At 41.7% G+C, this 15,855-nt stretch carries 15 protein-coding genes and 2 riboswitches; of the genes, 13 read left to right on the forward strand and 2 right to left on the reverse strand.

All coding sequences use genetic code 11. The features are described from left to right. Position 1: 1 nt before the first annotated feature. The 12 genes from EKQ44_RS15385 to EKQ44_RS15440 all read left to right on the forward strand — a co-directional run bounded on the left by EKQ44_RS15385 (position 2) and on the right by EKQ44_RS15440 (position 12,651). Positions 2-535 (forward strand): spore maturation protein, encoded by a 534-nt coding sequence (locus tag EKQ44_RS15385; RefSeq protein WP_063560623.1) that lies wholly within the window; start codon positions 2-4, stop codon positions 533-535. A gap of 250 nt (positions 536-785) precedes the next feature. Next, positions 786-1,514, forward strand: a complete 729-nt coding sequence (gene rluB / locus EKQ44_RS15390; RefSeq protein WP_237664589.1) for a 23S rRNA pseudouridine(2605) synthase RluB — start codon at positions 786-788, stop codon at positions 1,512-1,514. 686 nt (positions 1,515-2,200) lie between these two features. Further along, complete coding sequence (gene resA / locus EKQ44_RS15395; RefSeq protein WP_237664430.1) at positions 2,201-2,728, forward strand: thiol-disulfide oxidoreductase ResA; 528 nt, start codon at positions 2,201-2,203, stop codon at positions 2,726-2,728. Positions 2,729-2,744: 16 nt separating this feature from the next. Next, positions 2,745-4,406 (forward strand): cytochrome c biogenesis protein ResB, encoded by a 1,662-nt coding sequence (resB, locus tag EKQ44_RS15400; RefSeq protein WP_237664431.1) that lies wholly within the window; start codon positions 2,745-2,747, stop codon positions 4,404-4,406. Between the two features lie 2 nt (positions 4,407-4,408). Then, positions 4,409-5,572, forward strand: coding sequence for a c-type cytochrome biogenesis protein CcsB (gene ccsB / locus EKQ44_RS15405; protein WP_237664432.1), 1,164 nt, complete (start codon positions 4,409-4,411; stop codon positions 5,570-5,572). Between the two features lie 69 nt (positions 5,573-5,641). Then, complete coding sequence (locus tag EKQ44_RS15410; protein ID WP_064097607.1) at positions 5,642-6,361, forward strand: response regulator transcription factor; 720 nt, start codon at positions 5,642-5,644, stop codon at positions 6,359-6,361. Further along, on the forward strand, positions 6,358-8,127 hold the full coding sequence (locus tag EKQ44_RS15415; RefSeq protein WP_269151687.1) for an ATP-binding protein: 1,770 nt from the start codon (positions 6,358-6,360) through the stop codon (positions 8,125-8,127). The genes EKQ44_RS15410 and EKQ44_RS15415 overlap by 4 nt, the downstream gene beginning before the upstream one ends. A gap of 91 nt (positions 8,128-8,218) precedes the next feature. Beyond that, a riboswitch (cobalamin riboswitch) is annotated at positions 8,219-8,419 on the forward strand. Between the two features lie 171 nt (positions 8,420-8,590). Next, positions 8,591-9,007 (forward strand): DUF4430 domain-containing protein, encoded by a 417-nt coding sequence (locus EKQ44_RS15420; RefSeq protein ID WP_237664433.1) that lies wholly within the window; start codon positions 8,591-8,593, stop codon positions 9,005-9,007. A 2-nt stretch (positions 9,008-9,009) separates the two neighbouring features. Then, positions 9,010-9,561, forward strand: a complete 552-nt coding sequence (locus tag EKQ44_RS15425; protein WP_237664434.1) for an ECF transporter S component — start codon at positions 9,010-9,012, stop codon at positions 9,559-9,561. A 266-nt stretch (positions 9,562-9,827) separates the two neighbouring features. Next, positions 9,828-10,364 (forward strand): RNA polymerase sigma factor SigX, encoded by a 537-nt coding sequence (gene sigX / locus EKQ44_RS15430; protein ID WP_047968999.1) that lies wholly within the window; start codon positions 9,828-9,830, stop codon positions 10,362-10,364. Then, positions 10,354-11,631 (forward strand): hypothetical protein, encoded by a 1,278-nt coding sequence (locus EKQ44_RS15435; protein WP_237664435.1) that lies wholly within the window; start codon positions 10,354-10,356, stop codon positions 11,629-11,631. Before sigX ends, EKQ44_RS15435 begins: the two co-directional genes overlap by 11 nt. Before the next feature lie 207 nt (positions 11,632-11,838). Beyond that, the gene (locus EKQ44_RS15440; RefSeq protein ID WP_237664436.1) at positions 11,839-12,651 is read left to right on the forward strand and encodes a histidinol-phosphatase; all 813 of its coding nucleotides are present in this window, start codon (positions 11,839-11,841) and stop codon (positions 12,649-12,651) included. A gap of 50 nt (positions 12,652-12,701) precedes the next feature. Here the strand turns inward: EKQ44_RS15440 and serA are convergent, their stop codons facing one another. Beyond that, a complete protein-coding gene (gene serA / locus EKQ44_RS15445; protein WP_237664437.1) occupies positions 12,702-14,276 on the reverse strand; it encodes a phosphoglycerate dehydrogenase in 1,575 nt (524 codons plus the stop codon). A 198-nt stretch (positions 14,277-14,474) separates the two neighbouring features. Next, a riboswitch (FMN riboswitch) is annotated at positions 14,475-14,607 on the forward strand. A gap of 176 nt (positions 14,608-14,783) precedes the next feature. On the opposite strand from serA, the gene EKQ44_RS15450 reads away from it, so the two are divergent. Beyond that, positions 14,784-15,368 (forward strand): ECF transporter S component, encoded by a 585-nt coding sequence (locus EKQ44_RS15450; protein WP_237664438.1) that lies wholly within the window; start codon positions 14,784-14,786, stop codon positions 15,366-15,368. A 58-nt stretch (positions 15,369-15,426) separates the two neighbouring features. Here the strand turns inward: EKQ44_RS15450 and EKQ44_RS15455 are convergent, their stop codons facing one another. Beyond that, positions 15,427-15,675, reverse strand: coding sequence for a ferredoxin (locus EKQ44_RS15455; RefSeq protein WP_063560637.1), 249 nt, complete (start codon positions 15,673-15,675; stop codon positions 15,427-15,429). Positions 15,676-15,855 lie beyond the last annotated feature (180 nt).

Below are 15,855 nucleotides of genomic sequence, written 5' to 3' on the forward strand. Positions count from 1 at the left end.
GATGCAGGTTATTTCACTAATTTCTTTATGGCTGATCCCCCTCATCATCGGATTCATCCTCCTCTATGCGACATTCAAGAAAGTTCCCACTTACGAAACCTTCGTTGAAGGAGGGAAAGAGGGGATCAAGATAGCCATTTCCATCATTCCATTTTTGGTAGGAATGCTTGTAGCCATATCCATATTTCGGGCATCCGGCGCACTGGACTTTCTTGTAGAATTTGTTCGACCAGCGATGCAGGCCATCGGGGTTCCAGCTGAAATTGTTCCCCTTTCCATTATTCGACCCATATCAGGTACCGCCGCGCTCGGTATGACAACAGATATGATTGCCACATATGGGCCTGACTCATTCATGGGCCGCCTAGCCTCCGTTTTACAGGGAAGTACGGATACGACTCTATATGTCATTACCGTCTATTTTGGGGCAGTGGGGATCAAGAAAATGGGTGACGCGCTAAAAGTAGGGTTGCTGGCGGATATTGTGGGGATTATCGTTTCCATACTGGTTGTGACCTTCTTTTTTGCGATGTAGTGTAACCGGTTCTTCACATATTGGGTTGAGGTCTTCATGGATGAGATGAAGGCCTCTTTGAATTGGAAAAAGAGTAGGGAAGGTCTACATGAAATGTTTCCTCCCGCAAGCCGACAACCATAAATTTTCCTTTCTTTTTAGGAAAGACTGCAGGTATAATTAGAGTTTGTGAACATTGGAAAGAATAGTGGAAGAGAAATCTTGGCTTTTCTTAGGAAAGTCGGGTAAGATGTTGAATGAGGTGAAAGAAATGGAACGGTTACAAAAAGTAATAGCACATGCCGGTGTGGCATCTAGAAGAAAAGCAGAAGAACTGATAAAAGAAGGTAAAGTCAAAGTTAACGATAAAGTAGTCAAAGAACTTGGGGTCAAAGTGTCTTCTAACGATAAGATTGAAGTGGAGGGCGTCCAAGTTGAAAGAGAGGAACCTGTCTACTTCCTATTATATAAGCCAAGAGGCGTCATCTCCAGTGTAAGTGATGATAAAGGTAGAAAGGTCGCTACTGACTTTTTCCCATATATACCAGAACGAATCTATCCGGTAGGGCGTTTGGATTATGATACATCTGGTCTGTTGCTGATGACCAATGATGGCGAGTTCGCAAATGCGTTGATGCATCCCGCTTCAGAGGTAGAAAAGGTGTATGTTGCCAAACTGAAAGGTATTCCTACCCGTGAAGCAATCAAAAGTTTGGAGAGAGGCATCAAGCTTGAAGATGGCAAGACGGCACCAGCCAGAATAAAGTTGCTTTCCATGGAGCGGACTAAAAATACATCCATCTTTGAAATCAGTATTCATGAAGGCCGTAACAGGCAAGTTCGCCGTATGTTCGAAGCAATCGGGCATCCAGTCATGAAGCTAAAAAGGGAACGTTACGGTTTCCTTACACTTCAGGGGCTTTCCGCCGGTGAAGCTCGTGAACTGACACCGCATGAAGTAAAACAGCTGCGGGTAATGGCGACCAAGCCTAAGAAATAAAACTAGTATGAAGGAAAGCGGAGGAAGCTTAATAGGCAGCTTCCGCTTTTGTTTTTGGACATGTGCCGAACTAGTATGATGATGGCGTTTTGGCTGAAAAAATAATTTTGGCACGAATTAGGGGTTGTTTGGCACGAACTCGATGCATTTTGGCACGAACTCGATGCATTTTGGCACGAACTCGATGCATTTTGGCACGAACTCGAAGCGTTTTGGCACGAACTCAATGCATTTTGGCACCAACTCCCCTCAATTGGGCACGAACTTGTTTGATATGCCCATTGTGATAGAGCTCGGAAGCGAATAAATATGGAGATTCTCTCTTTTTCGATGGATAAATGTTCGTTAGGATGGATATGTAGCACTGAAAGATGGATAAAACCTATTTTAGGATGGATATATGCTCCCGTAGGATAGATCAACACTGTCGCCACGACTTAAAACGGGCACCTTCCGCTTTTCAAATTGTCTAGCTACGGCGGCTAGGCCCTCGAGGTCATAAGCCAGTTTTCTGCAGAGGTCAAAGAGCAACCTCTTCCGAAAACTGTCTTATGCTTGTCGGGCCTGAACAAGCCGCCTCCGCTTTTCTTGGTGTCACAAAACCTTCATATTCTATTATCTATGTAAAAAGTAGTAAATGTTATAATAGCAAGGATGAAATGTCTCAGTTTTAGGAGAGTATGTAGATGAATAAAAAGCAACGTTTAGTTATGCGGACAACCATTCTGCTGCTTCTTTTATTAGCGATTGGATATACGATGTACACAACCTTCTTCCAATCCAAAGAAATTGTGGATGTGGGGGATGAGGCACCTAACTTTATTCTGACCGATTTGGAAGGTAATGAAGTGATGCTGTCTGATTACCGCGGTAAAGGGGTCTTTCTGAACTTTTGGGGAACTTGGTGCAAACCATGTGAACGGGAAATGCCCTATATGGAAAACCAATATCAAGCATATAAAGACCAAGGCGTCGAAATCATTGCAGTGAATATCCAAGAAACGAACCTTGCAGTAGAGAAATTCAGGGACCGTCATGGGTTGACGTTTCCCATACCTATGGATAAACACGACCAGGTAAGGCAGGCGTATGGAATTCTTCCTTTGCCGACTACCATTCTTCTTGATGAAAATGGGAAGATAGTGAAAAAACATTCAGGTGAATTGACGGAGGCAAGAGTCAAGGAATTCATGGAAATGATCAAGCCTGACTAGTAGGGAGTTTTTACGTATGAATGATATTAAATGTGAATGTGGACACCTCAACCCAGAGGGTACCATTCTTTGTGAGGCGTGCGGAAAACCGACTGAAAATGACCAAAGCAAAGAAAAACTATTGGATATGCGCTATGAAGGTAGTGCAAGGCGTTCACAAACCTATAACAAAACCATTATTGATAAAGTGTGGAACTTCTTTTCGTCCGTAAAAGTAGGAATTTGGATTATTTTCATTATCCTTGTGGCTTCATCCTTCGGGACGATCTTTCCACAAAAGGATTATATTAACCAAGCAATTCCTCCTCATATCTATTATGAACAGGAGTATGGTTTTGCCGGTAAAATGTACTATACACTTGGATTCCACGACCTGTATGGTTCTTGGTGGTACATGCTTCTGATAGCAGCACTTGGCATATCTCTTGTCATTGCCAGTCTGGATCGATTTATTCCACTACATAAATCGTTAAAAACCCAGAAGGTGACAAGACATGAGAGCTTCATGAAACGTCAACGTGTGTTCGGAACTACCATGGTCGATGGGGATGCGGAAGCGGAAATAGAAAAAGCAAAACAAGGATTGTTAAAAAGAAAGTTCAATGTCAGAGAAGAAGATGGGAATATCCTCGCGGAAAAAAATCGTTTTTCTAGATGGGGCCCATATGTAAACCATATTGGAATCATCATCTTCTTGATTGGTGCCATGCTTCGCTTCTTTCCGGGTATGTATGTGGACGAAGTTGTTTGGGTACGCGAAGGGGAAACAAGGCTGGTACCAGGAACTGGTGGACAATATTACTTGAAAAATGAAGGATTTATTTTTGAAACCTATAATAGTGAATCATCAGACGAAATTTTCAACTCCGCCATCTCCAGGGCTGGGGAGGATGCCATTGCAAGTAACTTCCAAACAAATGCCGTTCTCTATGAGCGACAAGGGGAATTCATTGTGGGGGCAGAGCCGGAATTAAAAGAAGTAAAAGATCATGCCATCCAGGTGAACCAACCATTGAAGCATGACAACTTTGCTTTTTATCAAGTGGATTATAAGTTAAATGAATTTAAAACCATGTCCTTCCATCTTGAAAATAAGGAATCCGGAGATAATTTTGGTACAATTAAAGTAGATCTTTTAAATCCTGAATCTAGTTACGATTTAGGTGAAGGAAGATCCATCGAACTTGTAAACTATTTTCCTGATTTCACCTTAGAAGGTGGAGAGCCAGCAACCAAGACTAGAGTGCCGAACAACCCAGCTTTTGTTTTCCGGATGATCACACCGGATACACCTGAGGGAGAAATTGCCTTGGTCGCAATCAGACAAAACATCGAGCCAAATGGCACCAACGAAAACAAAATGACATTTGCCGGTTTTGAAACACGGAATGTTTCCGGATTGACGGTTCGAAAAGACCTTACTCTTTGGATCCTTGGACTTGGTGGTACTATCTTCATGATTGGTGTCATCCAAGGGATGTATTGGAATCACCGTCGTGTCTGGGTGAGAAAAGTAGGCAATGAGATTTTTGTTGCAGGACATACGAACAAAAATTGGTTTGGGTTAAAAAATGAAATCAACAAAGCCTTTGAACAAACTTCCATCTCCATTCCCGTTGACCAAGTGGAAGCGGAAAAGGAACAGGAAAAAGATAGAGAAAAGAAAGAGGAGGTCTAAAAATGGCACAGCTCAGTGGAAATCTACTTTATGCTGCTTTTATCCTTTACCTTATTGGAACAGCCTTCTTTGGCGGAGCCATACGTGGAAAACAAGGCAATAAAGCTGCTAAAATAGGAATCAGTATTACCATTCTAGGTTTTATTGCCCAGCTAGGTTATTTCATTACACGCTGGATAGCGGGTGGACATGCACCTGTCAGTAATCTGTTTGAATTTACAACATTCTTCGGGATGATGATGGTTTTAGCATTCATTGTCATTTATTTCATTTATAAAACAAGTACATTGGGCATATTTACATTACCGATAGCTTTGTTGCTAATTGCATATGCCGCGATGTTTCCAAGTGATATCTCACCACTTATCCCGGCGCTGCAAAGTCACTGGCTTGCAATTCACGTATCTACGGTAGCATTGGGAATTGCCATCCTTTCCGTTAGCTTTGCCGCAGGTTTGATTTACCTTGTAAAAGTGGTAGATTATACAAAAAAAGGACAAAAGCCATTTTGGGTTGAGTTTACCCTATATGTATTGATTTCCTTCCTAGGGTTCATCCTTATCTCTATCGGATTTGGTGCAGTGGACTATGAAGCTCAATTCTCCTATATCAATAAAGAGGGTGCACAAGCACAAGTGGAATATAATTTATATCCAATTGTCGGACCCAATGAGGGTGAACTATTGACAGAAGGTAGAATGGATTCTCTCGTGAACCTTTCACCATGGATCAATACCCTTAAACTGAACACAGTGATTTGGTCTCTACTTGGGGGAGCCATCCTTTACCTGATTTTACGTCTTGTCTTAAGAAAGCCTATCGGACAAGCCTTAAAACCTGCTGTTTCAAGAGTGAACCTTAACATGGTCGATGAAATTGGGTATCGTGCTGTTACCATTGGTTTCCCTGTATTCACACTTGGCGGTTTGATATTTGCTGCCATTTGGGCACAAATTGCCTGGTCTAGGTTCTGGGCATGGGATCCAAAGGAAGTATGGGCATTCATTACTTGGCTATTTTATGCAGGATATCTTCACTTGCGCCTTTCTAAAGGTTGGGAAGGGGAGAAATCTGCTTGGCTGACGCTTGTCGGTTTTGCCATCATCTTATTCAATCTTATCGGAGTAAACCTAATCATTGCCGGACTTCACTCTTATGCAATGTAATACCTATAATGAGCCTTCACAAAGTTGTGGAGGCTTTTCCTACAGAATCTAGTAAGGGGGCTTAATTTAATGGAAAAAGAAGTGAGAATACTTGTGGTGGATGACGAAGACCGAATTAGAAGGCTTCTGAAGATGTATCTTGAAAGGGAGAATTATGTCATTGAAGAGGCGGATAACGGTCATTCGGCGCTCGAACTAGCATTGGAAAAAGAGTACGATGTCATTCTCTTGGATATCATGATGCCTGGAATGGATGGTATGGAAGTTTGTAAAGAAATCAGAGAAAAGAAGGCAACCCCAATTATCATGCTTACGGCAAAGGGAGAAGAGACCAACCGCGTGCAGGGATTTGAGGTGGGAACTGACGATTATATCGTAAAGCCATTCAGCCCAAGAGAAGTGGTGCTGCGTGTGAAAGCGTTATTACGTCGCTCCTCTAGTACAACATTTCTTACTACCGAAACGACAACGAAGGATGTCATTGTGTTTCCACATTTGACAATTGACAATGATGCTCATCGTGTCACCTCTGAGGGAAAAGAGGTAAATCTTACACCAAAAGAATACGAGCTTCTTTATTTCTTGGCAAAATCCCCAGACAAAGTGTTTGACCGAGAACAACTACTGAAGGAAGTTTGGCAGTATGAATTCTTTGGAGATTTACGTACGGTGGATACCCATGTGAAACGTCTTCGCGAGAAATTAAACAAAGTATCGGAACCAGCATCTAAAATGATTGTCACAGTATGGGGAGTGGGCTACAAATTTGAGGTTGGCAATGAATCATGATTTGGAGAAGTGTCGTTGGTAAGCTCTGGCTTACCATTTTACTTTTAGTTTCCTTTGTATTATTTGTATTGACGATTCTGTTACTTGAATTCTTTGAGAATTACCATGTACAGGAAGCCGAGAAAGACCTGACACAGGCAGCAAGTAAGATTTCGTTGATCATGGAGCAGCATGAAGATATGGATCGTTCCAAGTCCATTGCATGGGAACTGGTGGATGAAGTATCTCGCGTGGTGATTTTCACTGATAAGGGAGAGTACTCCCATTCGCCGAATCCGGAAATCGACCATCTTCCTGCAGAATTTTTCCTGAATGATCCAGAGCTTTCCCTTGTATTTGAAGATCAACCGATTGTTACAAAGAAAACGTACCTTCCAGAACTGAATATCACCGATGAAATGCATGGGGAAGTGATGATTGTCGGTATACCTTTGCATATTGACGGTAATAAAGATGGAGCTGTTTTTGTTTATCAGTCCCTCCTTGCTATAAAAGAAACGACAAAACAAACGACAAAGCTGATTTTGCTTGCAGCTGGATTTGCCATCTTTTTGACGACCATTTTCGCTTTCTTCCTATCAACTAGAATTACTGCTCCACTCAGAAATATGAGGGAAGCGGCCTTTGAAGTTGCGCGTGGGAAATTTGACACGAAGGTTCCAATTCTAACCTCGGATGAAATAGGCGAATTGGGAATGGCTTTCAACCAAATGGGAAGACAGCTCAAATTCAATATCAATGCCCTGAATCAGGAAAAGGAACATCTTGCAAACATTCTCAGTAGTATGGCGGATGGTGTAATCACCCTGAATCGGGATGGGACCATCCTGGTAACGAACCCACCTGCCGAAAAGTTTTTGCAGGCTTGGTTCTATCAGGAGGGGAACGCCAGTGGAGAAGACCTTCCTGGAGAGGTGAAAGAAATGTTCCAGCGGGCCATATCGATAGAAAAAGAGCAAAGTATTGAGTTGACCTACCAGGGGCGCACATGGGTGATTGTAATGAGTCCTCTTTACACGCAAACACATATTCGTGGTGCAGTGGCCGTTATCCGTGACATGACGGAAGAGAGAAGGCTTGATAAGCTTAGGAAAGACTTTATTGCCAATGTCTCTCATGAGCTCCGTACACCTATCTCCATGCTTCAGGGTTACAGCGAGGCAATTGTGGACGATATAGCAGGTACGGAAGAAGAGAAAAAGGAACTGGCTTCTGTGATATATGACGAGTCTTTAAGGATGGGAAGACTGGTAAATGACCTACTCGATTTGGCAAGAATGGAAGCAGGCCATATATCCTTGAACTATGAACAGACCGATGTCGCAACTTTTGTCGAGAAAATCACTCGTAAATTCCAGGGGTTGGCAAAAGAAAAAGCGATTGCCCTGCATTCACTTGTAGACGGAAAGGGCTCTGTCCAAATGGATGTTGATCGGATGGAACAAGTGATGACAAACCTTGTTGATAACGCAATTCGTCACACAGCTGACGAGGGGATAATCTCCATCCAAGTTAAAATGATGGACAATGGTGTGAAAATCGATGTGAAAGACTCCGGACATGGAATTCCTGAAGAGGATCTTCCATTTGTATTTGAACGGTTTTACAAAGCTGATAAGGCAAGAACAAGAGGGCGTGCAGGTACTGGTCTAGGATTGGCAATCGTGAAAAATATAGTGGATGCGCATCAAGGAACCATATCGGTTCACTCCAAAGAATACGAAGGCACGACATTTTCCATGTTTATTCCGCAAAAGCTGAATTAATATGCTGAGCAATAGCGAAAAATCTTGTTTTGTATGAAACATTTTCTTGTCATCGATAGACATATCTTGTAATATGAAACTTAGTAAACTGAATAGCTAACAAATAGTTGGTGTCACGATGTGGCTTAATAGGGAATTTGGTGCAATGCCAAAACTGTCCCCGCAACTGTAAATGTGGACGAAATGAGATGACCACTGTATGAATGGGCTTGAGAAATTAGGTCCCCATATGGGAAGGCTCAAAGTAGGAGGAAGCATAAGTCAGTAGACCTGCCAATTATTTTACCAGTTTCAATACTTCGGGGGTTGAGTAGGAGAGACGGCACAACTATGTTTATTTATTGTAATAATATGCCGTTATCACCTCATCCTGAGATTTGGATGAGGTTTTTTGTATGCTCTAACCTGGGGACCCACGTTTTACAGATCTACCAATACACATACATAAGGGGAAATGAGAAAAATGAAGAATTATTTATTATCACTAGCTGCTGCACTTACATTGGTTCTAGCAGGATGTGCAGGTGAGACCAACGAAGCAAACCAAAACACCAACAACTCGGCTCCTGTTGAAGAACAACAGGAAAACAACTTATCAACTTCCATCAAGCTGACTAAAGAAGGCGAAGAAGTCATTAGTGAGGATACATTTGAGTTTGAAGAAGGGGAATCCCTAATGGACGTGATGGATCGCAATTTTGACCTTACCACAGGTTTTGGTGGAGATTTTATTGTCGGGATTGATGGGATTGGCTCTGAAGATGAAGCGGATTATTATTGGAACATATCAGTTAATGGGGAAAGCTTAATGGTAGGTGCAAGTGATTATACTTTAGAGGAGAACGACGAAGTACATTTTGATTATCAAAAGGTGGAATAAACATGACTACCAAGAAGATAGCGTTACTGGGAATGCTGATTGCCCTTTGTGTTGTAGGAAGGATTGCGTTTGCTTCCGTACCAAATGTGCAGCCAGTAACGGCAATCATCATTATTTGTGCGTTTTGGATGGGCCCTCTCTCAGGAGTCATTCTCGCAGTAGGGACCACATTTGCTACAAACCTTGTCCTTGGTACGGGAATGTGGACGTTTACACAGATTTTTGCATGGTCTGTCATTGGACTAGTAAGTGGAGGGTTGGGAATATGGTTTAAAAAGGTACCAGTTTTTATACTTTCCTTATATGCCGGCCTTTGCGGATTATTTTTCGGTTTTGTTTTCTCCATCCAAAACACGGTCATAGGGGGATTTCCTTTTTTACCTTATTACTTGGCCGGCTTGCCGTTCGATATCAATCATGCCATTGGAAATGTCGTGTTCTTTATCGTGTTATATCCGATCCTTTCCAAATTGCTTAATGAAAAAGCACCCTTTATTGTGAAAAGAAAGGGTGCCTTACCTGAATACATGATGAGCAGTACGTATAAGAAATAAATCGAGGAGCGTCAGTACCCATCGGGTGTTGACGCTTTTTACAATTAGACTAGGAATAGGTCGAAATATGTATAAAGCAAGTGGGGGAAATGCCTACAAATATCCCTATAATCCATCAAGGACATCCAGTATACTTAAAAGAAGGATAGAAATTTGCAAGAAAAAAATACCAAAATACATCTAGTCAAATTGTAATTTTTTTAATATATTTGTAATGTAACTTTTTCACTATAATATGCGACTAATGAAATGAACGGAGGGAAACTATGAATACCGTTTTTCAAGAGCTCTATGAAAAATATCACCAGGATGTATATCAATTCTTATATTACATGGTGAACAATAAGGAGCAAGCGGAAGACCTCGTTCAAGAAGTTTATATAAAAGTTTTGCGTTCCTATGATCGTTTCGAAGGAAAAAGCAGTGAAAAGACATGGCTCTTTTCCATAGCTAAACATGTCGCCATCGATTCCTTCCGTAAACATAAAGGATGGAAAAACAAACTACTTGAAACATTTGACTGGAATAAACAACAAGTCAGAGATCACGCTCCTCTACCAGAAGAGATAGCTCTTCAAAATGAACAAGTCCAACAAATGTACCGGTGTTTGGATAAATGTAAAGTCGATCATCGGCTGGTCCTTGTCCTACGGTACATACAAGCCTTATCTATTCAAGAAACTGCCCAGATTCTGGGTTGGACGGAAAGTAAGGTGAAAACAACTCAGCATAGAGCCTTAAAGGTCTTAAAGGCATATATGGAAGAACTTCAAGAGAAAGGAGGGAACAGCAATGCGTCATAACGATGAAGACCAAATGGAAAAGCTCTTGAGGCAAATGCCTAAAATTAAAGATGATCGGGATCCGAAACATATATATAATGAAATTCAACCGAAGTTAGCAAATGCACCTCGCCGAACGAAATTTATGCCTGCGGTCGCATTGGTGGCAGCCTTATTCATTGTAGCAATTATCGGACCAATGTTTTTCAATAACATGCAATTTGATATGAGTTTGAGCGGTTCTAATGCAAATAGCGGATCAGAAGAGAACATGGATATGGCTACGATGGATGCGCATGAAGCCTTTGATGACTCTGAAGGTGAAACGGAAACAAGCCGCAACCAAATAAGTGAGGAAGAAGATATTTCCCTAAAGGATGAATCGCAAGCAGATGAATTTGCCGCAGCTGAAATAATGACTGCGGATCAAAAAAGCTTTGTAGTTACAAGTTTTAATGAGGCTGCGGAATATGCGGTGACGATAGGTGCTTCCTTATCTGAAGTGGATACCATCCCATTTGGAGGTTCAACTACTACATTGACCCTAATTGTTCCCAAAGAGGAAGGTCAGACGTATGTAGACGCTTTAAACAAAGTTCGTGGCAATATTTCTTATGAAAGCTACGGTTTAGGGAAGCCATTCATTAATGATAATGGAATGGTTACGGAAGAACTTGACGCGGCGGGAAATCGCGTTCCTGTTGTTGATATAACGAAGATGAATAAAGGTCTTTCATCTTTTCAAGACCCATTGTTTCACCAGGAATTAATTAATACTTTCAGTCTACACTACACCCAAGTTCAATTAAGTGATAATGGTAACAAAGTGAATGTAGGGATAGGTAATACAGTATACGAAGGACCTATTGTATTTGAACGAAATCAAAAACGTGCTTATTATAAGTACTATGCAGGCTCGCGTCCGCTTTTAGTTGCAGGCCATGACCGATTTAAAACGATTGGGGATACACTTAAGGCTATGACAAGCGCTCCAGAACAAGCTGATTATAGCAAGCTTGAGCCTTCCATCCCAGACACGGTGAAAGTGGATGGGGTGATGATTGAAAATGATGGAGCGATAGCCCGCATCAAACTAGCTGATAGCAGTGTGCTTGAAGATAACGAAGAAACGATCTTCGCCCTTGAAGCGATGCTGATGGTAGCAAAAGAATTCGGCCTGATGGGTGTAGTTTTTGAGTCCTCCCAAAGCGGAACCATCGGTACCATCACACTCAATGAAGAGGTAAGTGTCCCTTTTTCACCGAATCCAATCCCTTATAGTGAGTAAGTAAAAGCGTGCATTTGTGCACGCTTTTACTGTTTCAAGATGCGTTTTCCTAAAAGGCTAGGTTAGACCCAACATGTCCTTATCTCATATGTAAAGAAAATCATCGCGACTCCCTCCTTATTAAGTTTCCGTTAATTCTGAAAATACTCCCCAAACTTTCTTAGAATAGTAGTATAATTAGCAAAAAAAGAGAGGGGACAACAAAATATGCTGACAGACTACCATAATCATCTGGAACGAGGGACGCTCACGCTTGACTATCTAAAAGAGTTCATAACAACTGCGCAACAAAAAGGGATACAAGAGTTTGGCATATCCGAACACGCCTATCATTTCTATCAGACGAAAGATATTCTTAGTAACCCTTGGGTGGAAGAACGGCGATACTATGATATGGCAGATTATTACCAACTGTTTCAGGAGGCATGGAATCAAGATATCAACGTAAAAATGTCGATCGAGATGGATTATACACCAGGAAAACATTTGGAGATGAAAAGGTTCATTGACACTTATCCGTTTGACTATGTGATCGGTTCCATACACTGGGTGGAAGACTTCGGGATCGATTTAGCCGAATATAGAAAAGAGTGGGATCGTCGGGATACATATGAAGTGTACACCAAATATTTTGACCAGGTGGTCACACTTGCCCAATCAGATATGTTTGATATTATCGGTCACCTGGATTTAGTGAAAATCTTTAAGTACGTACCCCAGGATGAAGAGTTTCTTCTAGAACAGTATGACAGAGCTTCTACGGCACTTGCCAACTCCAAGACTTGTGTAGAAATTAGCACAGCAGGGTTGAGAAAACCCGTAGGCGAACTTTATCCCGATAAACGCTTATTGCAGATGTGCCACGACAAAAAAGTGCCGATTGTCCTATCATCTGATGCCCATGTCCCTGAACATGTCGGGGCGGATTATGATCAAGCGATCGAGCTCGCGAAGGCTGTGGGTTATAAAACCATCATGACATTTAAAAAGGGTGAGCGGATGGAAATGGAATTAGGTTAAAAATTAAAAAGCAGGACAGAAAAATGAACTATTTTTCTGTCCTGCTTTTTTTATAATTCTAACATGATCGCGGAAGAGATATCCGGTATGAGAAGGATTTCATCTACAAGTGACTTTTCCAATGGCTGGTCAAATGAGAGCATCATGATTGCTTTGCCACCTTGCAGCATGCGGCCTACATGCATCGTTGCAATGTTGGTCTCGTGCTTGCCGAAAATGTTACCTAGTTGTCCGATGACACCTGGACGGTCTTGATGTTGGACATATAATAGATGTCCGCTAGGAGCAAAGTCAATATCAAAGCCGTTCATATGAACGATTCTAGCACCGTATCCGTCAATGAATGTAGCTCTTACGATAAGGTGGAGATCTTTCCCTTTCGCTTCAATCTGTATGATATTGGAATAACCGTAGCTTTCGGAAGTATGCTTTTCACCGTAGTTAATGCCACGTTCTTTCGCTATTGTTGCTGCATTGACTTCATTTACGGTCGTATCAACCCGATTACGTAAGAATCCTGCTATGACGCTTTTTGTAAGGATTGAGGTTTCCCATTCCGTAATTTTTCCTGCATAGGTGGCAACGATTTCCTCAATAGGTGTCTTGGCAGATTGAGAAAGGATGGAGCCGACCGTTTTTCCAAGCTGATAAAACGGTTGGATCTTCTTGTATATTTCTTTAGGGATGGTGGGAAGGTTGATGCTTGTATGGACGGATTGCCCATTTAGATAGTCCAGTACATCTTTGGAAACCTGGTATGCTACGTTATATTGAGCCTCTTTCGTCGATGCACCCAGGTGTGGGGTGACAATTACGTGTTCATGCTCTACCAAGTCTCTATTGGTAGGTGGTTCCACTTCGAAAACATCAAGAGCTGCGCCAGCAACATGTCCTGTGTTCAAGTGATATAAAAGGGCTTCTTCGTCAATAATTCCACCACGGGCACAGTTCACGAGATAAACGCCTTTTCTCAAAGAAGAGATATTTTCTCTGTTGAAAAGACCTTTCGTATCTTTGGTGAGGGGAGTATGTACCGTAATAATATCCGCTACCTTCATCACGTCTTCCAAAGGCAAGGAGGTGACACTTAATTTTTCAGCTCTTGTTTCTGTCAGAAATGGATCGTAGACCACGACTTTCATCTGGAAAGCTTTCGCGCGTTTGGCTATTTCACTGCCAATACGACCGAATCCCACAATTCCGAGAGTCTTTCCAAAAAGCTCCGTGCCGATGAACTTCTTACGACTCCATTGGGCACCTTTCACATTCATATTGGCTTGAGGTATATGACGTACCAATGATGATATCATGGCAAAGGTATGCTCAGCGGTGGAAATGGTATTACCATCAGGTGCGTTTACGACCACAACACCGCGTTTGGTAGCAGCCTGTATATCGATATTATCCACTCCGACCCCGGCTCTTGCAACTACCTGCAGGTTAGGAAGCGAGGCGAGCAAATCCTCATCCACCTGGGTTGCACTGCGCACAAGCAGAGCTTGAATGTCTTCATGGTTGTAAATGTCCTCCTCGCGGTCTTTCCTATAAACCTTGACGTTTTCCGCTTCTAGTAGTGGAGTCAGTCCGTCTGAACTAATTGAATCTGCAACAAGCACGTGGAACATAAAAGGTATCCCTCCAAATTTTTATAAAATTTTCTGATAACTTATCATCTTAAAAGGGGACTGTCAATAACTTTGCGACAGGTCGAACCTATGTAAGCGCTTATTGTTGCAAAATTCCCATAAAAAATGAATAAGGGTTCATTTCTCTTTCCTTTTTCCTATTTTACGAGTATAATAAATTCGTAATTAAATAATATGATCTATCTTCGGGGCAGGGTGAAATTCCCGATCGGCGGTGATGAGAGTAACTCTCTAAGCCCGCGAGCCTTTAGGGGCAGGATTTGGTGTGATTCCAAAGCCGACAGTATAGTCTGGATGGGAGAAGATGGAGGTTCAAAGTGGTTGAAAATGCATCATTTTTAACGCTTATTTACTGATGCCTTCAAGACTCCCGTTTGTTAATCGACAAACGGTTTTTTTCGTGATGTGGCATCCTGAGTAAATGAAAACTTTGAAATCTCTCTTTTCGTACGAGGTGGATCTCCATTTGAAAAGGAGAGAAAAGAAATGAATCAATCAAAACGAATCAAAAAGATGGTAACAGTTGGTATGTTAAGTGGTATCTCATATCTGCTCATGTGGTTGAGTTTTCCACTCCCGTTGTTGCCGCCATTCTTATCTGTGGACTTCAGTGACGTCCCTGCATTGCTTGCTGCGATTATTTTTGGCCCTGTTGCAGGTATTACCGTCGAGGCAATCAAAAATATCCTGCATTATATCGTCCAAGGCAGTATGACTGGAGTTCCTGTCGGGCAGTTGGCTAATTTTACTGCTGGAGTGCTATTTATTTTACCGACATACTTCATTTTCAATAAGATCCGAACAACAAAAGGGTTGGGGATCGGTCTTGTGGTTGGAACCTTGTCGATGGCAGTGTTTATGAGTGTCCTTAATTATTATATTTTCTTGCCGGCATTCACCTATTTCTTGAATGTCCCTGCGGAATCATCTGCACAAATGATTGAAGGCATCGTGAAAGGTATTTTGCCTTTTAATATTATAAAAGGGCTTATTGTCACGTTCTTATTCATGTTGTTATACAAGAAGTTGGCAATCTGGCTTGAGCGTCAGTTAGAAGTGAAAAATGTATAAAGTTAATAACATTAGAAAGAACCCCGATTCCTTAAGGAATCGGGGTTCATTTCGTTTACTATTCAAATTTTAATGCGTCGCCGTCGAATGGCTCGTCGGCAATCTTGATGGAATCGGTAGGACACCCTTCGAATGCATCCATCATATCATCTTCCAATACATCAGGAATTTCCACAATTCCTTGGTTGTCATCAAGTGTTACGAACGCGATGCCCTCATCATCGTAATCATAGATGTCCGGAGCAGCAGCTCCACAAGCACCACATGCGATACAAGTATCTTTGTCAACAATCGTATATTTTGCCATGAAAATAAACCTCCCAATTAGTAACTAGTCGATAGGATGAACATTTCCAATTATTAGTTGGAAACGAATTCCTCATACTTTATATTGTAAAGATGTTTTCTCAACTTTTCAATAGAAAACTCAATGAGAATGCTTATCACACAAGGGTTCTGGTAACATATTGTTAGATTACCCGGCGAA

The organism is Sutcliffiella horikoshii (assembly GCF_021991925.1).
GTDB lineage: Bacteria > Bacillota > Bacilli > Bacillales > Bacillaceae_I > Sutcliffiella_A > Sutcliffiella_A horikoshii_F.